The sequence below is a fragment of the Stenotrophomonas sp. FW305-3-2-15-E-LB1 genome, assembly GCF_058787375.1.
The window spans coordinates 274,504-295,815 of record NZ_JBYSZR010000001.1 but is presented as its reverse complement, the minus strand read 5'-3'; the positions used below and the strand labels follow the sequence as shown (position 1 = coordinate 295,815).

The 21,312-nt window shown below is 68.7% G+C and carries 15 protein-coding genes and 1 tRNA gene; 12 read left to right on the top strand and 4 right to left on the bottom strand.

Annotated features, from left to right (window positions below):
* Position 1 precedes the first annotated feature (1 nt).
* The 7 genes from AC3WL7_RS01490 (at position 2) to AC3WL7_RS01460 (ending at position 9,718) form a co-directional block, all read left to right on the top strand.
* On the top strand, positions 2-2,629 hold the full coding sequence (locus AC3WL7_RS01490; RefSeq protein WP_492749086.1) for a [protein-PII] uridylyltransferase: 2,628 nt from the start codon (positions 2-4) through the stop codon (positions 2,627-2,629).
* A complete protein-coding gene (dapD, locus tag AC3WL7_RS01485; RefSeq protein WP_492749085.1) occupies positions 2,629-3,705 on the top strand; it encodes a 2,3,4,5-tetrahydropyridine-2,6-dicarboxylate N-succinyltransferase in 1,077 nt (358 codons plus the stop codon). Before AC3WL7_RS01490 ends, dapD begins: the two co-directional genes overlap by 1 nt.
* 2 nt (positions 3,706-3,707) lie before the next feature.
* Entirely contained in the window at positions 3,708-4,574 is an 867-nt protein-coding gene (locus AC3WL7_RS01480) for a hypothetical protein (protein ID WP_492749084.1), read from the top strand.
* A 31-nt stretch (positions 4,575-4,605) separates the two neighbouring features.
* Positions 4,606-4,977, top strand: coding sequence for an arsenate reductase (locus AC3WL7_RS01475; protein ID WP_313420485.1), 372 nt, complete (start codon positions 4,606-4,608; stop codon positions 4,975-4,977).
* The gene (gene dapE / locus AC3WL7_RS01470; protein WP_492749083.1) at positions 4,974-6,101 is read left to right on the top strand and encodes a succinyl-diaminopimelate desuccinylase; all 1,128 of its coding nucleotides are present in this window, start codon (positions 4,974-4,976) and stop codon (positions 6,099-6,101) included. The genes AC3WL7_RS01475 and dapE overlap by 4 nt, the downstream gene beginning before the upstream one ends.
* Positions 6,102-6,460: 359 nt before the next feature.
* Positions 6,461-8,152, top strand: a complete 1,692-nt coding sequence (asnB, locus tag AC3WL7_RS01465) for an asparagine synthase B (RefSeq protein ID WP_492749082.1) — start codon at positions 6,461-6,463, stop codon at positions 8,150-8,152.
* 177 nt (positions 8,153-8,329) lie between these two features.
* Entirely contained in the window at positions 8,330-9,718 is a 1,389-nt protein-coding gene (locus AC3WL7_RS01460; protein ID WP_492749081.1) for a cation:proton antiporter, read from the top strand.
* A gap of 65 nt (positions 9,719-9,783) precedes the next feature.
* On the opposite strand, the gene AC3WL7_RS01455 is transcribed toward AC3WL7_RS01460, so the two are convergent.
* Complete coding sequence (locus AC3WL7_RS01455; RefSeq protein WP_492749080.1) at positions 9,784-12,114, bottom strand: penicillin acylase family protein; 2,331 nt, start codon at positions 12,112-12,114, stop codon at positions 9,784-9,786.
* A gap of 124 nt (positions 12,115-12,238) precedes the next feature.
* On the opposite strand from AC3WL7_RS01455, the gene bfr reads away from it, so the two are divergent.
* The gene (gene bfr / locus AC3WL7_RS01450) at positions 12,239-12,727 is read left to right on the top strand and encodes a bacterioferritin (RefSeq protein WP_004151115.1); all 489 of its coding nucleotides are present in this window, start codon (positions 12,239-12,241) and stop codon (positions 12,725-12,727) included.
* A 251-nt stretch (positions 12,728-12,978) separates the two neighbouring features.
* Here the strand turns inward: bfr and parC are convergent, their stop codons facing one another.
* The gene (parC, locus tag AC3WL7_RS01445) at positions 12,979-15,222 is read right to left on the bottom strand and encodes a DNA topoisomerase IV subunit A (RefSeq protein WP_492749079.1); all 2,244 of its coding nucleotides are present in this window, start codon (positions 15,220-15,222) and stop codon (positions 12,979-12,981) included.
* Positions 15,223-15,281: 59 nt separating this feature from the next.
* On the bottom strand, positions 15,282-16,190 hold the full coding sequence (locus tag AC3WL7_RS01440) for a helix-turn-helix domain-containing protein (RefSeq protein WP_079221269.1): 909 nt from the start codon (positions 16,188-16,190) through the stop codon (positions 15,282-15,284).
* Positions 16,191-16,334: 144 nt separating this feature from the next.
* Between AC3WL7_RS01440 and AC3WL7_RS01435 the strand changes: the two genes are divergently transcribed.
* From AC3WL7_RS01435 to emrB, 4 genes are read left to right on the top strand one after another with little or no spacing between them, the layout of a single operon-like run.
* Complete coding sequence (locus AC3WL7_RS01435; protein WP_108746304.1) at positions 16,335-16,778, top strand: MarR family winged helix-turn-helix transcriptional regulator; 444 nt, start codon at positions 16,335-16,337, stop codon at positions 16,776-16,778.
* Positions 16,775-18,268 carry a multidrug efflux transporter outer membrane subunit EmrC gene (gene emrC, locus AC3WL7_RS01430; protein ID WP_492749078.1) on the top strand — a complete coding sequence of 498 codons (1,494 nt, stop codon included), beginning with the start codon at positions 16,775-16,777 and terminating at the stop codon, positions 18,266-18,268. Before AC3WL7_RS01435 ends, emrC begins: the two co-directional genes overlap by 4 nt.
* Positions 18,269-18,279: 11 nt before the next feature.
* Positions 18,280-19,458 (top strand): multidrug efflux MFS transporter periplasmic adaptor subunit EmrA, encoded by a 1,179-nt coding sequence (gene emrA / locus AC3WL7_RS01425; RefSeq protein ID WP_079221272.1) that lies wholly within the window; start codon positions 18,280-18,282, stop codon positions 19,456-19,458.
* Between the two features lie 7 nt (positions 19,459-19,465).
* Entirely contained in the window at positions 19,466-21,052 is a 1,587-nt protein-coding gene (gene emrB, locus AC3WL7_RS01420; protein WP_079221273.1) for a multidrug efflux MFS transporter permease subunit EmrB, read from the top strand.
* A 144-nt stretch (positions 21,053-21,196) separates the two neighbouring features.
* Here emrB and AC3WL7_RS01415 read toward each other — a convergent pair.
* Positions 21,197-21,283, bottom strand: a tRNA-Leu gene (locus AC3WL7_RS01415).
* Positions 21,284-21,312: the final 29 nt, after the last annotated feature.

Sequence of the window (21,312 nt, the reverse complement as noted above, 5' to 3'; positions counted from 1 at the left end):
GATGCTGCCGGCGGGTTCACTGCTGGACGCGCCGGCCGATTCGCTCGACGATCCCGAATGGGCGTCTGCCGCACGGCAGGCGCTGCAGCAGGCCGATGCGCGCCTGTACCGCCGCTTCGACCAGGGCGACAACATCGAGCGCTTGATCGCGCTGCGCGCACGCGCGGCCGACCACCTGATCCGGTTGGCCTGGCAGCGCTGCGTGCCGGCCGGCAGTGGCCTGTCGGTGTTCGCGGTGGGTGGCTACGGGCGTGGCGAACTGTTCCCGCGCTCGGACATCGACCTGCTGGTGTTCGGCGATGCGCCGGCGCAGCTGGCCCATGAAGCCGGGCTTTCGCGCCTGTTCGCGCTGCTGTGGGACTGCGGCCTGGCGGTCAGCCATGCCGTGCGTTCGACGGCGCAGTGCCGCGAGGCGGCCGCCGACCAGACCGTGCTGACCGCACTGATCGAAGCGCGCCCGATCGTGGCCGACGAGGCCGCGCGGCGCGCGCTGCGCGGGGCCATCGATGACCGCGAGCTGTGGCCGGCGCGCACGTTCTTCCTGGCCAAGTTGGAAGAGCTGCGCAACCGCCACCAGCGCTTCGGCGATACCGCCGACAACCTGGAGCCGGACCTGAAGGACGGCCCCGGTGGCCTGCGCGATCTCAACACCCTGGGCTGGATGGCACTGCGCGCCTTCGGCGTGCGTGACCTGGAAGCACTGGTCGGGCTGGGCCACCTGGGCGCCGATGAAGCGGCCGCGCTGAAGCGCGAGCGCGCGGTGCTGGCACGCCTGCGTTTCGGCCTGCACCTGGTGGCGCGGCGCCCGGAAGAACGCCTGCGCTTTGATTACCAGAAGACCCTGGCCGCGCGCCTGGGCTTCGAAGACGACGCCGAGAACCTGGGCGTCGAGAAGATGATGCAGGGGTTCTACCGCGCCGCCCTGGTGGTGCGCCGGATCAGCGACCGCCTGCTGCAGCGTTTCGAGGAACAGTTCGACGGCGAGGCGCAGCCTGAACCCCTCACCGTGGGCTTTTCGCTGCGCCGTGGCTACCTGGCCGCCAACGATGCGGAGTGGCCGTGCGGTGATGTCGGCCAGGTTTTCGCCCTGTTCGCTGGCTGGGCCAACAACCCGCAGGTGCGCGGCCTGCATTCGCTCACCGCACGCGCGCTGGCCGAGGCGCTGCCGCTGCTGCCGGCCTACGACCGCGCCGACGCCAATGCACGCGAGCAGTTCATGGCCCTGCTGCGTGGCCAGCGCCCGGTCGACACGCTTTCGCGCATGGCGCGGCTGGGCGTGCTCGGGCAGTGGATTCCCGCCTTTGCACAGGTCAGCGGGCGCATGCAGTTCGATCTGTTCCATGTCTACACGGTCGACCAGCACACGCTGATGGTCCTGCGCAACATCGGGCTGTTCGCCAGCAGCCGTGCCGATGAACGTTTCTCGATCGCCCACGAAGTCTGGCCGCGCCTGCGCAAGCCCGAACTTCTGCTGCTGGCGGGCCTGTTCCATGACATCGCCAAGGGCCGCGGCGGCGACCATTCCGAACTGGGGGCGGTGGACGCACGCGCGTTCTGCCACGCCCACGCACTGAGCGGCACCGATACCGAGCTGGTGGCCTGGCTGGTGGAGCAGCACCTGCGCATGTCGGTGACCGCGCAGAAGCAGGACATCGCCGATCCGGTGGTGATCCATCGCTTCGCCACCCTGGTCGGCAGCCGTGATCGCCTCGACTACCTGTACCTGCTGACCTGCGCCGACATCGCCGGCACCAGCCCCAAGCTGTGGAACGCGTGGAAGGACCGGCTGCTGGCCGACCTGTACTTCGCCACCCGGCGCGCGCTGCGCGAGGGCCTGGAGCACCCGGTGCCGCCCGCCGAGCGCGTGGCCGAGGCGCGCGACAGCGTGCGCGCGCTGGTGCGCGAGCAGGGCTACGACGATGCCACCATCGACCGCCAGTTCGCGGTGATGCCCGACGAAGGGTTCATGCGCCTGCGCCCGGAGCAGCTGGCCTGGCAGGCCTCGGCGCTGGTGCCGATCAAGCAGGGCCACACCCTTGTGAAGGTGCGCCGGATCAGCGTGGACGACCCGGCACTGGAAGTGTTCGTGCACTCGCCGGACCGTGATGGCCTGTTCGCGGCGATCGTGATGACCCTGGACCGCAAGGGCTACGGCATCCATCGCGCACGCGTGCTGGACGGTCCGTCCGACACCATTTTCGATACCTTCGAAGTGAGCCCGGCCGATACCTTCGCCGATGGCAGCAGTGCCAACCTGGAAGCTGCGTTGCGCGAAGCGCTGAGTGGCGACCTGACCCGCCTGCGCCCGTCGCGGCGGGTGGTGCCACGGCAGCTGCGCCACTTCCGTTTCGCCCCGCGCATCGAGTTCCGCGATGAGCCCGGCGCGACCCGTTTTGCCCTGGTCGCGCCCGACCGCCCCGGCCTGCTGGCCGACGTGGCGTTCGTGCTGCGCAACCAGGGCCTGCGCGTGCATGACGCGCGCATTGCCACGTTCGGCGAACGCGCCGAAGACACCTTCGTGATCAGTGACGAACACGACCTCCCCCTGACCGAACCCGCCCGGCAGCAGCTGCATGACGCGATGCTGGCCTGCCTGGACCCTGATCGAAACGCCGGAGACCCCACCTGATGGCCACCAAGCCTGTGAAGAAAGTTCCACAACAGCCGAAGGCTGGTCAGACTGCTGCGACCGCCAAGAGCGCAGCGGCGAAAAAGACTGCTGCACCGAAGAAGGCCGCCCCGGCCAAGGCGCCGGTGAAGAAGGCTGCCGCTGCGAAGAAGCCGGCCGCGAAGAAGGCCCCGGCCAAGAGCGCCGAAGCCGCCCGCGCCGAAACCATCGCCCGCAAGTCGCTGCGCAAGCCGCCGGTGCCGGGCGTGGAAGAACTGAAATTCGGCATCGAGAGCGCCTTCGAGCGCCGCGCCACGCTGACCCTGCATGAGCTGGAAGGTTCCACCCGGCCGCTGGTCAACCGCGTGATCGATGGCCTGGAAACCGGTGAATTCCGTGTCGCCGAGCCGGATGGCCACGGCGGCTGGAAGGTCAACGAGTGGCTGAAGAAAGCGGTGCTGCTGTATTTCCGCGTCAACGACATGGCCGTGGTCGACGCGCGCCCGGCGCCGTTCTGGGACAAGGTCGAATCGCGCTTTGCCGGCTATGACGAAGCGAAGTTCCGCCGCGGTGGCGTGCGCGTGGTGCCGGGTGCGATCGCCCGCCGCGGTACGTACTTCGGCAAGGACGTTGTGCTGATGCCGAGCTTCACCAACATCGGTGCTTACGTGGGCGAAGGCACCATGGTCGACACCTGGGCCACCGTCGGTTCCTGCGCGCAGATCGGCCAGCACTGCCACCTGTCCGGCGGCGCCGGCATCGGTGGCGTGCTCGAGCCGCTGCAGGCCAGCCCGACCATCATCGAAGACCACTGCTTCATCGGTGCGCGTTCGGAAGTGGTGGAAGGCGTGGTCGTCGGCCACCACAGCGTGATCGGCATGGGCGTGTTCCTCAGCCAGAGCACCCGCATCTACAACCGCGCCACCGGCGAGATCACCTACGGCTACATCCCGCCGTACAGCGTGGTGGTGTCCGGCTCGCTGCCGAGCAAGGACGGCACCCATTCGCTGTACTGCGCGGTGATCGTCAAGCAGGTCGATGCGAAGACCCGCAGCAAGACCAGCGTCAACGACCTGCTGCGCGGCCTGGCCGACTGAAGGTGACTGCGCTGGAAGACCTGGCGCAGTCCGCGATCTACCGGCATCCGTCCGACACTGCGTTCGGGCGGATGCTGCCGCGCCTGTTGCATGCCCCGCAGTGGACCCGGCTGCGCCGCGCGCTGTCGCGGCGCTGGCCCATGCCCGCGCTGGCCAGCGATGTGCGCGACGTGGTCTACGCCAGCTGGTGGGTGGACGTGCGGCACGCGCCGCTGCCACCCCCGGGCCACCATTACGTCGTGCACGAAGGGCGTACCCCGTACACCATCCTCAGCTATCGCCACGGCCACTTCGGCCCGCGTGCGGCCGGCCCGCTGCGTGCGTTGATGCCTTCGCCCCGGCAGAGCAACTGGCGCTGGTACCTGCGCCGCGACGACGACCCGCAGGGCACGCCGGTGGTGCTGTTCGACCGCAACGTGATGGATCAGCTGGCCTTCGTGGCCGGCGCGCGCGCGTTCAGCGATGCCATGCAGCCGCATCTGTCCACGCGCTTTGAGCATGTGGTGCATGCCGATGGCGGTGGGCACACCCTGATCGAAGGCGGGCAGGGCAGTGCCCCGGCCCTGCACCTGCAGTGGTGCGCGGCCGACGGCTGGAATCATCCGGCGTGGGCGGCGGCCTGCGGTGGCCACGCTGCCCTGCTGCGCTTCCTGGCCTGCCAGGACGAAGTCATCGCCCGCACCTGCGACCAGCGCTGGGCCAGTACCCGCATCGATCTGCCGGTGGATATCGCCCGGCTGCAACCGCTGCAGCTGCAGGGCGAGCAGCACTGCCCGCGGCTGCAGGCGATGGGCGTGGACCTGGCTGAAGGCCTGGCATTCCGCCTGCCAACGGTGCCGTTCCGGGTCGTGTCCGAGCGCCTCTTGTGAGATTCTGGCTGCCTGTTTTCCTGCATCACAGATGGCCATGAGCACCACTGTCTACGGTTTGAAGAACTGCGATACCTGCAAGAAGGCGACCAAGTGGCTGGACCGCTTCGGCGTGCCGTACATCTTCGTCGACTACCGCGACCACAAACCCAGCCCGGAGACCCTGCTGGAGTGGGCCGCGCAGCTGGGCGGCCTGGGCGCGATGGTCAACAAGTCCTCCACCACGTGGCGGCAGCTGCCGGACAACCGCAAGGCTGCCGACTCGGATGCCGAGTGGAAGCTGCTGCTGCGCGAGTACCCGCAGCTGATCAAGCGCCCTGTGGTGGTGACCGCCGATGGCACGGTCAGCCAGGGCTTCAGTGACAACGGCTTCAAGGCCCGCTTCGGCGTGGGTGGCGCGTGAGCGCCGTCCTCGACCTGGCCTGCGAGCTGATCGCGCGGCCGTCGGTGACGCCGGATGACGCGGGCTGCCAGGCGCTGCTGTCCGCACGCCTGCAGCAGGCAGGCTTCCAGTGCGAGCACCTGCGCCTGGGCGAGGTCGACAACCTGTGGGCCACCCACGGCAGCGGTGCGCCGGTGCTGGTGCTGCTCGGCCACACCGACGTGGTGCCGCCGGGCCCGCGCGAGGCGTGGCAGAGTGATCCGTTCACCCCGGAAATCCGCGACGGCGTGCTGTACGGCCGCGGCGCCGCGGACATGAAGGGCAGCGTGGCAGCCTTCGTCATCGCTGCCGAGCAGTTTGTTGCCGCCCACCCGGACCATGCCGGCACGCTGGCTGTGCTGCTCACCAGCGACGAGGAAGGCGACGCCATCGACGGCGTGCGCCACGTCGCCCGCCTGTTTGCCGAGCGCGGCCAGCGCATCGACTGGTGCATCACCGGCGAGCCCTCGTCGACGGCGACGCTGGGCGACCTGTTGCGTGTCGGCCGTCGTGGCAGCCTGTCGGCCAAGCTGCGCGTGCAGGGCGTGCAGGGCCACGTGGCCTACCCGGAGAAGGCACGCAATCCCATCCACCAGGCGGCGCCTGCGCTGGCCGAACTGAGTGCACGGCGCTGGGACGAGGGCTATGAAAGCTTCCCGCCGACCAGCCTGCAGATCTCCAACATCCACGCCGGCACCGGCGCCAACAACGTGATCCCCGGCGAACTGGAGGTGGATTTCAACATCCGCTACAACCCGCACTGGGACGCACCGAAGCTGGAAGCGGAGATCACCGCGTTGCTGGACCGGCATGGCCTGCAGTACGCGCTGAAGTGGCACCGCAGCGGCGAGCCGTTCTACACCCCGGAAGGCCCGCTGCGTGCGGCCGCGCGTGCGGTGCTGGCCGAGCACATCGGCCGTGCGCCGGAAGAGAGCACCGGGGGCGGCACGTCCGATGCGCGCTTCATCGCACCGCTGGGTGCGCAGTGCATCGAAGTGGGGCCGGTCAACGCCAGCATCCACCAGGTGGACGAGAACGTGCGCGTGGACGAGCTGGAGGCCCTGCCGGGGCTGTACCAGCGGCTGGTGCAGCGCCTGCTGGCGTAACCCCGCAATCCCGCCCAGGTGGGTGCCGACCGTTGGTCGGCACGGCTCCTGTGGTTGCCAACGCAACTGTTGCACGGCCCCGGAAACCGCGTTACGGTCGGTGCCATGTCGATCCACCTGGCCACCGCCGTCAACACTACCAACCGCAATAATCTGCGCGGGAATAACCGTGCGCGCAATCGTGCGCGGCCGATGCGGGACTGCGCCCTGGGTAGATAGACAGCAACATACGCCCGGACACCAGAAAACCCGCATCGGCCGATGCGGGTTTTTTTGTGCCCGGGCGCAGCCCTCCCGGGCCTGGTTGGCCGGTCGAACACCTTCCCGCCGTGTAATCCCCCACAACAGGAGCGCCACCCATGTGTTCGATCTTCGGAATCTTCGGCCTGCAGGCCGGTGACGATCTTCCCGCCCTGCGCCGACACGCGCTGGAACTGTCGCAGCGGCAGCGCCACCGCGGCCCGGACTGGAGCGGCGTGTACCTGGACGAAGGCGCGCTGCTGGTCCACGAGCGCCTGGCCATCGTCGACCCGGCCGGCGGCTCGCAGCCGCTGCTGTCGGCCGACGGCCAGCTGGCCCTGGCGGTCAACGGCGAGATCTACAACCACCAGGCCCTGAAGGCCACGCTGGCCACCGCGTACGACTTCCAGACCGGTTCGGACTGCGAAGTGATCAACGCGCTGTACCGCCAGGGTGGCTCGCCGGCGCAGTGGCTGGAACAGCTCAACGGCATCTTCGCCTTCGCCCTGTGGGACCGTGATGCCGGCCGCGTGCTGGTGGCGCGCGACCCGGTCGGCGTGGTGCCGCTGTACTGGGGCCACGATGCGCAGGGGCGCCTGCGCGTGGCCTCGGAAATGAAGGCACTGGTCGATTCCTGCGCCGACGTCGCACAGTTCCCGCCGGGCCATTACTACGACAGCGCCAGCGGTGAACTGGTGCGCTACTACCAGCAGCCGTGGCGCGACTATGCCGACGTGGAAGGCCGTCAGGCCGACCTCGCCGAACTGCGCCAGGCGTTTGAACAGGCCGTCGAGCGCCAGTTGATGAGCGACGTGCCCTACGGCGTGCTGCTGTCCGGTGGCCTCGATTCCTCGCTGGTGGCCGCAGTGGCCGCCCGCTACGCCCGCCGCCGCATCGAGGATGGCGGGCAGAGCGAGGCCTGGTGGCCGCGCCTGCATTCCTTCGCGATCGGCCTGAAGGGTTCGCCCGACCTGGCCGCTGCCGCCATCGCCGCCGAAGCACTGGGCACCGTCCACCACGGCTTCGAGTACAGCTTCGAGGAAGGCCTGGACGTGCTGCCCGAAGTGATCCGCCACATCGAAACCTACGACGTCACCACCATTCGTGCATCGACACCGATGTTCCTGCTGGCCCGCCGCATCAAGGCGATGGGGGTGAAGATGGTGCTGTCCGGTGAGGGCAGCGACGAGATCTTCGGTGGCTACCTGTACTTCCACAAGGCGCCGGATGCGCGCGAATTCCACCAGGAACTGGTGCGCAAGCTCGATGCCCTGCACAACTACGACTGCCTGCGCGCCAACAAGTCGATGATGGCCTGGGGCGTGGAGCCGCGCGTGCCGTTCCTCGACCGCGAGTTCCTCGACGTGGCGATGCGTTTCGATGCCGCGCACAAGATGGTCGGCGCCGGTTTCGGTGGCCGCCGCATCGAAAAGGCGGTGCTGCGCGAGGCCTTCGATGGCTACCTGCCCGACAGCATCCTGTGGCGGCAGAAGGAGCAGTTCAGCGATGGCGTCGGCTACGGCTGGATCGATGGCCTGAAGGCACACGCCGAGGCGCAGGTGAGTGACCGCGTGCTGGCAGCGGCCGACAAGCGCTTCCCGCACAACCCGCCGCAGACCAAGGAGGCGTACTACTACCGCCACCTGTTCGAGCAGTTCTTCCCGAGCCGTGCCGCGGCGGAAACCGTGCCAGGCGGCAAGTCGATCGCCTGTTCATCGCCGGCCGCCATCGCCTGGGATGCCAGCTTCGCTGCCGCCGCCGACCCGTCCGGCCGCGCCATCGCCGGCGTCCACGAGCAGGCCCTGGCCTGATGATTGCGCCGGGCACGGCCCGGCGCTGCCGAAGAATGTTTCCGCCGGGCTCGGCCCGGCGCTACCGCAGAATGATTCCGCCGGGCACGGCCCGGCGCTACCTTCCCCGGTAGCGCCGGGCCATGCCCGGCGGGCGCGCGAAGAAGGACGTATCATCGGCCCCCTGCACATTGGGGAATGTTCATGGACGTACAGACCGGGGGCAGCGTGCCGCCAACGAAGTGGGGGTGGCGTTACCTGGCCTGGGCCGGGGTTCCGCTGGCGATCGGCCTGGCGCTTGCGCGTTATGCCGGGCCGGGCGTGCCGTCGGTTGCAGCCAAGGCCGAAGCCGTGGTCGGCAGTGACTGGGCCCACCACCTGTCCTCGCCGCTGGGCCTGTTCCTGCTGCAGCTGCTGGTGCTGCTGCTGGTGGCCAAGGGCGCGGGCGCCCTGTTGAAGTATTTCGGCCAGCCGGCGGTGATCGGCGAAATGGCGGCCGGCCTGATGATGGGCCCGTTGGTGCTGGGCAGCCTGCTGCCACAGCTGCATGGTGCCTTGTTCCCGGCTGCGTCGCTGGGGCCGCTGGGTATGCTCAGCCAGCTGGGCGTGCTGATGTTCCTGCTGGTGGCGGGTGCCGAACTCGACCTCGGCGCGCTGCGCGGCCGTCGCAGATTCGCCTTCACTGTCAGCCATGCAGGCATCGCCCTGCCGTTCGTGCTGGGCGTGGGGCTGGCCATCTGGCTCTATCCCGAACATGGACCGCAGGGCGTCGGCTTCACGGCCTTTGCGCTGTTCGTCGGCATTTCCATGAGCATCACCGCCTTCCCGGTGCTGCTGCGCATCCTCGCCGACCGCGGCATCACGCAGACGCCGCTGGGGCAGACGTCCATCGCCTGTGCGGCGCTGGGCGATGCCACGGCGTGGTGCATGCTGGCGCTGATCGTCGCTGCTGCACAGGCCACCGGCTGGCTGTCGGCCAGCATCAACCTGGTCTGCGTGGTGCTGTTCATCGCGCTGATGCTGGGCGCGGTCAAGCCGTGGTTTGCCCGCCAGCAGATCGCGCCGGGCCGTGAAGGCCGCTGGCTGCTGGGCATCCTGCTGCTGTCACTGGCCAGTGCGCTGGTCACCGAGGTGCTGGGCATCCACGCGCTGTTCGGCGCGTTCGCCGCCGGCGTGGCGGTGTCCTCCAACACGCAGCTGCGCGACCTTCTGGTGGCCAGGGTCGAACCCTTCGCCGCGACCCTGCTGCTGCCGCTGTTCTTCGCCATGACCGGCCTGCGCATGCGCGCCGATGCGTTGCAGACCAGTGATCTCCTGCTGTGCGCGGTGGTCATCGTGGTGGCGACCGCTGGCAAGCTGCTGGGCACCTGGAGTGCCGCGCGCAGCACCGGCATGGAGAACCGCGAGGCCTGGCGCCTGGGGGCGTTGATGAACACCCGTGGCCTGATGGAGCTGATCGTGCTCAACCTGGGCTATGAGCTGGGCCTGCTCGGCGACCGCCTGTTCGCGGTGCTGGTGATCATGGCCCTGGTGACCACGGCGATGACCGGCCCGCTGTTGAACCTGATCGAGCGCCGCAAGGCCTGACCTGGTAGTGCCGGCCGCTGGCCGGCAGCTTCGCGCCTCATTAGGTTGCCGGCCAGCGGCCGGCACTACCGCGCTGGGACCAGCTTCATCACGTGCTGCGCCGGTCCCGGCAGGAACGGGGTGGGGCGGCCATGCACCCAGTCTTCGTGGCCGGCGCCCCAATAGGGTGACAGCGGGTGGCCACTCTGGCCGCCGGGCATGTGCACGATGCCGTCGGCTTCGTGGCCCGGCGAGACCACCATGCGCTGCGAAGCGCCGAAGCTCGGGCCCTGCACGCGCGGCATGTCGCGGTCGCCAGGCAGCTGGTCGGCCGGCATGCACAGCCAGCGGCGGGTGAAGGCGGGCAGGGCACGCGAGACCGGGTGGCAGATGTCGGCGACGTTGCGCTCGCCCCAGGTGCGCTGCTGCAGCGGCCCCTGCTTCTCAAGGTCGGCTTCGAGGGTGTGCGCGGCCTTGGCCAGCAGCGCATCCCAGCTGTCCACGCCCGGCGGCAGCAGGTTGGCCGGGCGCTGTTCCAGCATCGGCCAGACCACACCTTCCAGCTGCGCAAGCCGCGGCGGCAGGTAGTCGTCGCCCAGCCTGGCCTTGGCAGGTGCCAGCAGCGCGCTCTCGATGGCATCCAGCACGTCGCCGCGGAAACCGCGCACGATGCGGTAGCTGGTTGAATGGGTCGAGGCGCGCACGTCCCAGTGTTCGCTGGCGGCAGCCAGGCGCTTCAATGACGGGTCGTCGCTGTGCTCAGCGGTTTGCTGCAGCAGCACCCACCAGCGCTGCAGGAACACCGCACGGTCGTCCAGCTGGATCGCCAGCAGGTCGTGCTCGTCGAAGCGGTCCTGGGTGGCCAGCAGGTTGCGGATCTGCTGGCCGCGCGCGCCCAGGTCATAGCCGGCATTGCCGACCACGGCCAGGGTGGCATCGTCGACCACGCGGCTGTTGGCGGTCCACAGGCGTTGCCCCGGTGGATCGACCAGGGCCGGTGCGGCATCGCTGCGGATCGGCCACGGCGCGCAGTCCGTGCTGTTCTGCGCAGTGTTGAAGCCCTGCGGCACGCAGCCGGGGCCACGGTCCGGGCGCGCACCGACCAGCCGCCAGGCGATGCGCCCGCTGCGGTCGCCGATCACCAGGTTCTGCGCGGGAATGCCCGCGTGATCGGCCGTTGCCAGTGCCTGGTCGAGGTCGCCGGCGCGGGCCATGTCCGCGAAATCCATGCGCACCGCGCCGGGCAGGTGGGCGACCCAGCGCAGGGCATCGCCGCTGCCGTCGGCATGGGTGTGCAGGATCGGCCCCCAGGCGGTTTCGCGCACCGGCAACACGACGTCGCCCTGGCCTGCTACCGCGATGTGTTCCTCGTGCACCGTCACCGCCGCATTGGCCGGTTCGCGGCGGAAGTCGGCGGTGTCGATGTAGCTGTTGGTGAAGCCCCAGGCGACATGCCCGTTGCTGCCCACGATGACCGCCGGTACGCCGGGCAGCGAGAAGCCACTGACGTCGACCTGGCCGCCGGGTGCCTTCGGGTCCGGGTAGCGCAGGCGTACGCGGAACCACAGGCTGGGTGCGCGCAGGGCCAGGTGCATGTCGTCGGCAATGATGGCGCGGCCATCGGCGGTGAGCGCACCGGCCACGGCGAAGTTGTTGCTGCCGACTGCATCGGCCTCGGCGGCAGGCGCCGCGGGTGCGGCGGCCAGCGAGCGCAGGTCCAGCTGCGCGGCATCGGGCAGCTGTGCATCGCCGCGCGGCTCGCCCTGCAGCGGCGCGTCCCAGCTGCTGCCATCATGGGCCAGCAGTGCGTGCAGGGCCGGCGGCACCACGTCGCGGATGCGCGCCAGCGCCAGTTCGTTCTGGTTGTCCGGGTCCTGCAGGTCGGCATACATGGCCAGCCCGGCCAGCACGCTGTCGCTGGCCTGCCAGGGCGCGGGCGATTGCCGCAGCAGCAGGTAGGCCCAGGGCCGCACCGACAGATCGGCCAGGCCTGCGTTGACACCGTCCACGTAGGCGCGCACGGCCTGCGGGTTGTCGCCCAGTGCCTCGTCCAGGTGCGCCTCGGTGCGCGCGCGCAGCCGGTGCACGCGCATGCGCTTGTCGGCGTCGATGGCTACCGGCCCGAACAGGGCCGACAGTTCGCCGGCGGCGCTGCGGCGCATCAGGTCCATTTCGAAATAGCGTTCCTGCGCATGCACATGGCCGAGGGCGCGCATGGCATCGGCCTGGCTGCCGGCGGTAATGGTGACCACGCCCAACGCGTCACGCTCGACGCTGACCGGCGCGGCCAGCCCGGGCAGGGCCTGTTCGCCTTCCAGCTCTGCCAAGCTACCGCGCAGCAGCAGCCACAGGACCAGTGCGGTGACCAGCACGATGGCGATGAGCACTGCCAGTATCCAACGCCAGGTACGTCGCATTGCAGGTCCTTCCGGCACTCGAGGGGGGATTGTAGCCGCAGGCGCAACTGCGACTGATTCCGATTAGATCACCGTATTTTGAAATGCGGCACCCTATGCCGCATCGATCCACAGGAGCACCCCCATGAAAGGCAACCCGGACGTCATCGCCTGCCTGAAGGAACTGCTGCGCGGCGAGCTTGCTGCCCGTGACCAGTACTTCATCCATTCCCGCCGCTACGAGGACCAGGGCCTGTTCGCGCTGTACGAACGCCTGAACCACGAGATGGAAGAAGAAACCCAGCACGCCGACGCGCTGCTGCGCCGCATCCTGTTCCTGGGCGGCGACCCGGACATGCGCCCGCATGCCACCGAGCCGGGCAAGACGGTGGAAGAGATGCTGCAGAAGGATCTCGATACTGAATACGCCGTTCGGAACAATCTCGCCGCCGGCATGAAGCTGTGCGAGGAGAAGGGCGACTACGTGAGCCGCGACATGCTGCTGGCGCAGTTGAAGGACACCGAGGAAGACCACGCCTGGTGGCTGGAGCAGCAGCTGGGCCTGATCAAGCGCATCGGCCTGGAGCTGTACCAGCTGAGCAAGATCGACGGCAACGGCGCCCCGGCGCACTGAGCCGGCGCCCACACCGACCCGGTAGGGCCGACTGTTAGTCGGCCGCTTTTCGGAGAGCAGCCGACCAGCGGTCGGCTCTACCAGGCGCACAAAGCAACGTCGCCCGCCAGCACCGGAGCACCGCCAGCCAGCCTTCGCCCGCCAGCTGCTCCACCGCCCGCCAGCCGACAAACGAAAAAGCCGGGGAATCCCCGGCTTTTTCGTGTCTGGATTTCCGGCAGCAGTTGCCGGCCAGCGGCCGGCACTACCGGTCACTCCACCGACAACCCTTCGACCTTCTGCCAGCCGCGCGGCAGCAGGTGGCCGCGGGTGGCGCGGGCGCCGAGGTAGGTGTCGAGCTCGTTGAACTTCAGGCCCATCGTGCGCTGGCCGCTGCGGACCTGCAGGGTCTGGCCCGGGCTGATCGCCACGATCGCCACCACCCGCTCGGTGGCGAGCTTGGCCTTGGGGATCTCGATGATCTTGTTGCCCTTGCCCTTGTCCAGTTCCGGCAGGTCGTTGGCGGCGATCGCCAGCAGGTTGCCCGAGCTGGTCACCGCCACGATGCGGTCGGTGGCCACGTTGGCCACGGCCGACGGGGTCAGCACCGAGGAACCGGACGACAGGTTCAGCATTGCCTTGCCGGCCTTGTTGCGGCCGATCAGGTTCTCGAAGCGGGTGACGAAGCCGTAGCCGTGGCTGGAGGCCAGCACGAAGCGGGCATCCGGCTCGGCGCTGGCCAGGGTGACGAAGCTGGTGCCCGGTGCCGGCGAGAAGCGGCCGGTCAGCGGTTCACCATTGCCACGTGCCGAGGGCAGGGTGTGCACCGGCGTCGAGTAGGCGCGGCCTTCGCTGTCCAGGAAGGCGACCTGCTGGGTGCTGCGCGCGCGCACCGAACCCTGCAGGGCATCGCCATCGCGGTAGGACAGGGTGGACGCATCGATGTCGTGGCCCTTGGCCGCGCGGATCCAGCCCTTCTCCGACAGCACGACGGTCATCGGCTCGCTGGGCACCAGCTCGGTCTCGTCGATGGCCTGCGCGGCCTGGCGCTGCACCAGCGGCGAACGGCGTGCGTCGCCGAACTTCTTGGCGTCGGCGGTCAGTTCGTCGCGGATCAGCTTCTTCAGCTTGGCCTTGCTGTCGAGGATGCCGAGGATCTTCTCGCGCTCCTTGGCCAGCTCGTCCTGCTCGCCGCGGATCTTCATCTCTTCCAGGCGGGCCAGCTGCTTCAGCTTGGTTTCCAGGATGTACTCGGCCTGGTCTTCGGACAGGCCGAAGCGCGCGATCAGCGCCGCCTTCGGTTCGTCCTCGGTACGGATGATGTGGATCACCTCGTCCAGGTTGAGGAAGGCCACCAGCAGGCCTTCCAACAGGTGCAGGCGGCGCTCGACCTTCTGCAGGCGGTGCTGCAGGCGGCGGGTGACGGTGGTGCTGCGGAACGCCAGCCATTCGCTGAGCAGCATCTTCAGGTTCTTCACCTGCGGACGGCCGTCCAGCCCGATCACGTTGAGGTTGACGCGGTAGCTGCGCTCCATGTCCGTGGTGGCGAACAGGTGGCCCATCAGCTGGTCGGCGTCGACGCGGTTGGAGCGCGGCACCAGCACCACGCGCACCGGGTTGGCGTGGTCGGATTCATCGCGCACGTCTTCCAGCCACGGCAGCTTCTTGGCGCGCATCTGCCCGGCGATCTGCTCGATCACCTTCGACGGCGACACCTGGAACGGCAGCGCGGTGACCACCACGTTGTTCGCTTCCTTGGTGAAGGTCGCACGCGCACGCACGCTGCCGTTGCCGGTCTCGTACATCGTGCGCAGGTCGTTGGCCGGGGTGATGATCTCGGCGGTCGACGGGTAGTCCGGGCCCTTCACGTGCTCGCACAGGTCGCGCACGCTGGCATCGGGATCGTCCAGCAGGTGCAGCAGCGCGCTGACGATCTCGTTGAGGTTGTGCGGCGGCACGTCGGTGGCCATGCCCACGGCGATGCCGGTGGTGCCGTTCAGCAGCAGGTGCGGCAGGCGCGCCGGCATCCAGGTCGGTTCCTGCAGGGTGCCGTCGAAGTTCGGCGCCCAGTCGGTGGTGCCCTGGCCCAGTTCGCCCAGCAGCACTTCGGCGATCGGGGTCAGCTTGGATTCGGTGTAGCGCATCGCCGCGAACGACTTCGGGTCGTCGCTGGAGCCGAAGTTGCCCTGGCCCTCGATCAGCGGGTAGCGGTAGGAGAACGGCTGCGCCATCAGCACCAGCGCCTCGTAGCACGCGCTGTCGCCATGCGGGTGGTATTTACCGATCACGTCACCGACGGTGCGCGCGGACTTCTTCGGCTTGGACGCGGCATTCAGGCCCAGCTCGCTCATCGAATAGATGATGCGGCGCTGCACCGGCTTCAGGCCGTCGCCGATGAACGGCAGGGCACGGTCGAGCACCACGTACATCGAATAGTCGAGGTAGGCGCGTTCGGCGTACTCGCGCAGCGGCAGTTGTTCGAAACCGTGGAACACGGGGCGGGCAGGTTCGGTCATGCGGCGTTGTTACCTATGTCGGGAGGCGAAGACGGCGGTCGGCGCTCTCAATGCACTGATTATCCGGATGCGGCGGGGGATGCCAAGCCACGCGCCGGATCCAGCCCCGGTTCGAGGCCATGGCCGACCCGCGCCAGGTAGCGCCCGGGCGGCAGGCCGAAGTGGCGGCGGAACACGGTGACGAAGGCGCTGGCGCTGCTGAAGCCCAGCGCGTGGGCGATATCGGCCACGCTGCGGCCCTCGCTGAGCTGGCGCAGCGCCTCGGCCAGCCGGGCCTGCTGCCGCCACTGGGCGAAGCTGAGGGTGGTCTCGTCGCGGAAGTGGCGGGTCAGGCTGCGCGGCGACAGACCGGCCCAGTGCGCCCATTCGGCCAGGCTGCGCTCGTCGGAGGGCTCGGCCAGCAGTTGCGAGGCGATCTTCAGCAGGCGGCGGTCGCGCGGCATCGGCAGGTGCATGCGCTGGCGCGGCGCGGTGCGGATCTCATCGCGCATGACGCTGAGGATGTGCTCGCGGTCGTCGCTGAGGACGTAGTCCAGCGGCCATTCGCAGATGCGTTCGGCCACCGCCTGGGCCAGCTTGGACAGGCCCAGCACGCAGGGGTCGGAGGGCAGTTCGGCACAGGCCGGCGCCGCCAGGGCCATGCCCCAGCCGCGCATCGGCCCGTCCAGGCTGACCGTATGCGGTTCCAGCGGCGGCATCCAGCCGGCCGAACCCGGTGCCAGCGACCAGGTGCCGTGCGAGGTGCGGGTGGTCAGCAGGCCGCGTTCGACGTAGATCAGCTGGGCGCGGGCGTGGTGGTGCCAGTCCACTTCACGGGCCAGGCCCTGCGGGCTGTCGAAGCGGAAACCGATGACCGGCGGGCCATCGTTGCGCTCGAACCAGTCCATCGCGACCTCGCGGAGGAGGGTGGGCGGGCCCGGTTCACCTGCCGTCACGACCGGCGGGGGTGGCTGGAATGTGACATTCATTGGCTGGATTGTACTACCGGGCCAGTTCCGGGCGCCATTAAGGTAGCGCCTTCACTGATCGAGCCCGTTGCTGCAACACAGCATTCGATGCCAGATCGAATATTTCCATTGAGAAATATTTTTTTTGGAAGAAAATGCTCCCCCATGATCTGTCCGTCCTCCAACCCCCCCAGCTTCGGCCTGCTGCTGCGCCAGGTGCGCGACGGCCTGGTCCGCCAGCTCGATGCCTCCATGGCCGAAGAAGACCTCGGCATCGGCTTCACCCATTACATCGGCCTGAAGCTGCTGGCCCGCATGGCCCCGTGCACCGCCAACGAACTGGCCCAGGCCATCGACCAGGTGCCCAGCGCGGTCACCCGCCTGCTGGACAAGCTGGAAGCCCTGGGATGCGTGCGCCGCGAGCCGCACAGCCAGGACCGGCGGGCCCTGCAGATCGTTCTGACCGATGAAGGCCGTGCCCTGTGGGCGCGGCTGCAGAAGCGCGGCGACGCGGTGATGGATTTCGCCCTGCGCGACCTGTCCGCCGACGAACGCACGCTGCTGTTGTCCCTCCTGACCCGAATCCGCGATTCCCTGACGACCCCATGAACCCGATCCCGCATCCCACTCTCCGCCGGTCCGGGCGCGCGCTGCTGGTTTCAGCGCTGGCCCTGGCCCTGGCCGCCTGCGCCAGCAGCCGTGGCCTGAACCCGCAGGGCCACGTGCTCGACGTGGACAGCCTGCACAGCGAGCGCACCCTGGCCGACAGCGACCTGAGCGCCACCGGCTTCCCGGCCCAGGACTGGTGGAAGGCACTGGGCGACGCCCAGCTCGACGCCCTCATCAGTGAAGGCCTGGCCGGCCACCCCAGCCTGGACGCGGCCGATGCGCGCCTGCGCCAGGCACAGTCGCAGGTGGGTACGGCGCGTGCCGACCGCCTGCCCAGCCTGTCCGTGTCCGGCGGCTACACCGGCCTGCGCCTGCCCGAATCCATGCTGGGTGATGAGCTAGGCGGCCGCTATGGCGGCAGCAGCCAGGTCGCCTTCGATTTCAGCTACGGCATCGACCTGTGGGGCGGCAAGCGCGCCGCCTGGGAAGCTGCCGTCGATGGCGCCCATGCCGCCACCGTGGACGCCCAGGCCGCGCGCCTGAACCTGTCCACCGGCATTGCCCAGGCCTACACCGAGCTGGCCTATGCCTGGCAGCTCAACGACGTGGCCGAGGAAGAACTGGCGCGTTCGCAGAAGTCGCTGGAACTGACCCGCCAGCGCCGCAGCGCCGGCATCGACAGCGACCTGCAGGTGCGCCAGGCCGAAGCCCGCGTGCCGGCCGCGCAGCAGCAGCTGCTGGCCGCGCAGCAGCGCATCGACGCCGCCCGCACCGCGCTGGCCGCGCTGGTCGGCAAGGGCCCGGACCGCGGCCTGTCGATCGAACGCCCGCAGGCGCTGAACCCGCTGGCCCTGCAGCTGCCGGGCGTGCTGCCCAGCGAACTGCTGGGCCGTCGCCCGGACATCGTCGCCGCGCGCTGGCGCGTGGAAGCGGCCGAGAAGCAGATCAAGGTCGCCAAGACGAAGTTCTACCCGAGCTTCAACCTGACTGCGCTGGCCGGCGTGGTCGCCCCGAACGTGGGCGACCTGCTGAAGAGCAGCTCGACCTTCGCCTACATCGGCCCGGCGCTGAGCCTGCCGATCTTCGAAGGCGGCAAGCTGCGCGCCAACCTGGACAACACCGACGCGCAGTACGACCTGGCGGTGGCCAACTACAACCAGGCCGTGCTGGACGCGCTGCGCGACGTGGCCGACCAGGTCAACGCGGTGCGTTCGCTGGCCCAGCAGGCGCAGGCACAGCAGCAGGCGGTGGATACCTCCCGCGCCGCCTTCGACCTGGCCCAGCAGCGCTACCGCGCCGGCATCGGCAGCTACCTGGACGTGCTCAGCGCGCAGTCCATCCTGCTGCAATCGCAGCAGCAGCTGGCCGGCCTGCAGTCGCAGCAGGTGCAGACCTCGGTGCGCCTGAGCAAGGCATTGGGCGGTGGTTTCCAGCCCAGTGACGCCGACGCCGCACCGATCGCCTCCCATTCCGATTCCTCGCATTCCTGAAGACCCACGCCATGAGCCAGACCCAAGACACCGCGGCCCCGGCCGCCTCCAACCGCCGCGGCAACCTGCTGCGCGGCCTGTTCGTCATCGTCGTGCTGCTGCTTGCCGCACTGGCGCTGTGGTACTTCATGTTCGGCCGTTGGTTCGAAGAAACCGACGATGCCTACGTGCAGGGCAACCAGGTGCAGATCACCCCGCTGGTGGCCGGCACCGTGGTTGCCATCAACGTTGATGACGGCATGCGCGTCGAGCGCGGCCAGCTGCTGGTGCAGCTGGACCCGGCCGACACCTCCGTCGCCCTGCAGCAGGCCGAAGCCAACCTGGCCAAGACCGTGCGCCAGACCCGCGGCCTGTACCGCAGCGTGGAAGGCGCGCAGGCGGATCTGAACGCCCGCCAGGTCAGCCTGAAGCGCGTGCGCGAAGATTTCGCCCGCCGCAAGGACCTGGCCGCCACCGGCGCCATTTCCAACGAAGAACTGGCCCACGCCCGCGACGAGCTGGCCGCAGCCGAAGCCGCCGTGGCCGGTTCGCGCGAGACCGTCGAGCGCAACCGCGCGCTGGTCGATGACACCGTCATCGCCACCCAGCCGGATGTGCTGGCCGCTGCCGCGCAGCTGCGCCAGGCCTTCCTCAACAATGCCCGCGCCGGCATCGTCGCGCCGGTCACCGGTTTCGTCGCCCGTCGTTCGGTGCAGGTCGGCCAGCGCGTGCAGCCGGGCAATGCCCTGATGGCCGTGGTGCCGACCGAGCAGATGTGGGTGGAAGCCAACTTCAAGGAAACCCAGCTGCGCCACATGCGCCTGGGCCAGGAAGTGGAGCTGAAGTCGGACCTGTATGCCGGTGACGTGAAGTACAAGGGCCGCATCGAAAGCCTGGGCCTGGGCACCGGTTCGGCGTTCTCGCTGCTGCCGGCGCAGAACGCCAGCGGCAACTGGATCAAGATCGTGCAGCGCGTGCCGGTGCGCATCGCCATCGATGCCAAGCAGCTGGCCGAACACCCGCTGCGCATCGGCCTGTCGATGAAGGCTGAAGTGAGCCTGCGCGACCAGAAGGGTGAAGTACTGCCGACCGCCGCCGCCAAGGGCACGGTGTTCGACACCGATGTGTATGCCAAGCAGCTGCATGATGCCGATGAGGTGATCCACACGATCATCGAAGGCAACCTGCCGCAGCAGGCCAACGCGGGCTGAGGTCGACATGTCCGCACAAGCTCCAGCGGCGCCCGGCACTCCGGGCGCACCGGCGGCGCCGGGTGCGGCCTCCGGGTTCCTGCCGCCCAGCGTGGCCCTGTGCACCGTCGGCCTGGCGATGGCCTCGTTCATGCAGGTGCTCGACACCACCATCGCCAACGTCTCGCTGCCGACCATCGCCGGCAACCTCGGCGCCAGTTCGCAGCAGGCGACCTGGGTCATCACCTCGTTCGCGGTCAGCACGGCCATCGCGCTGCCGCTGACCGGCTGGCTCAGCCGTCGCTTCGGCGAGCGCAAGCTGTTCATCTGGGCCACCCTGGCCTTCGTCATCACCTCGCTGCTGTGTGGCCTGGCCCAGAGCATGGGCATGCTGGTGCTGTCGCGTGCACTGCAGGGCTTCGTGGCCGGGCCGATGTACCCGATCACCCAGTCGCTGCTGGTGTCGATCTATCCACGCGAGAAACGTGGGCAGGCGCTGGCGCTGCTGGCGATGATCACCGTGGTGGCACCGATCTGCGGGCCCATCCTCGGTGGCTGGATCACCGACAACTACAGCTGGGAATGGATCTTCCTGATCAACGTGCCGCTGGGCATCTTCGCCGCGCTGGTGGTGGGCAACCAGTTGAAGGGGCGCCCGGAGCAGATTGAAAAGCCGAAGATGGACTACGTCGGCCTGATCACCCTGGTGATCGGCGTGGGCGCGCTGCAGCTGGTGCTCGACCTGGGCAACGACGAAGACTGGTTCTCCTCGATGAAGATCGTGGTGCTGGCCTGCGTGGCGGTGGTGGCGCTGACGGTGTTCCTGATCTGGGAACTGACCGACAAGGATCCCATCGTCGACCTGAAGCTGTTCCGCCACCGCAACTTCCGCGCCGGTACGCTGGCGATGGTGGTGGCCTATGCGGCGTTCTTCAGCGTGTCGCTGCTGATCCCGCAGTGGCTGCAGCGTGACATGGGCTACACCGCCATCTGGGCGGGCCTGGCGACGGCGCCGATCGGCATCCTGCCGGTGATCATGACGCCGTTCGTGGGCAAGTATGCCTCGCGCTTCGACATGCGCATGATCGCCTCATTCGCCTTCGTGTTCCTGTCCTTCACCAGCTTCATGCGCTCGGACTTCAACCTGCAGGTGGACTACGCGCACGTGGCCGGCGTGCAGCTGATCATGGGTATTGGCGTGGCGCTGTTCTTCATGCCGGTGCTGCAGATCCTGCTGTCGGACCTGGACGGCCGCGAGATCGCCGCGGGCTCGGGCCTGGCCACGTTCCTGCGTACGCTGGGCGGCAGTTTCGCGGCATCGCTGACCACCTGGCTGTGGGCACGTCGTACCCAGGTGCACCACGCCGACCTGACCGAACACATCTCGGCCTACCAGCCGGGCATGCAGGACCAGGTGGCCGCGATGGGGCAGGGTGACCTGCAGCATGGCGCGGCGGTGCTCAACAACATGATCAACCACCAGGCATCGCAGATGGCGTTCAACGACATCTTCTACCTGCTGGGCTGGACGTTCCTGGCGATCATCGCGTTCCTGTGGCTGGCCAAGCCGCCGTTCGGTGCAGGTGCAGGCGCGGCCTCCGCCGGCGGGCATTGATCGATCGGTGTTGATGGAAAAACAAAACCCCGCCGGAAGGCGGGGTTTTTGTTTGCGGCGCCATCGCGCACGCGTTGCGTGGGTATGCCCGAACGCCGGACATGAAAAAACCCGCTTTCGCGGGTTTGATCATTTGCTGAGTCATGGTGCCCAGGAGAGGACTCGAACCTCCACGAAGTTGCCCCCGCTAGCACCTGAAGCTAGTGCGTCTACCAATTCCGCCACCTGGGCGACTCAGGAGACGAATTATGGGGAACGAC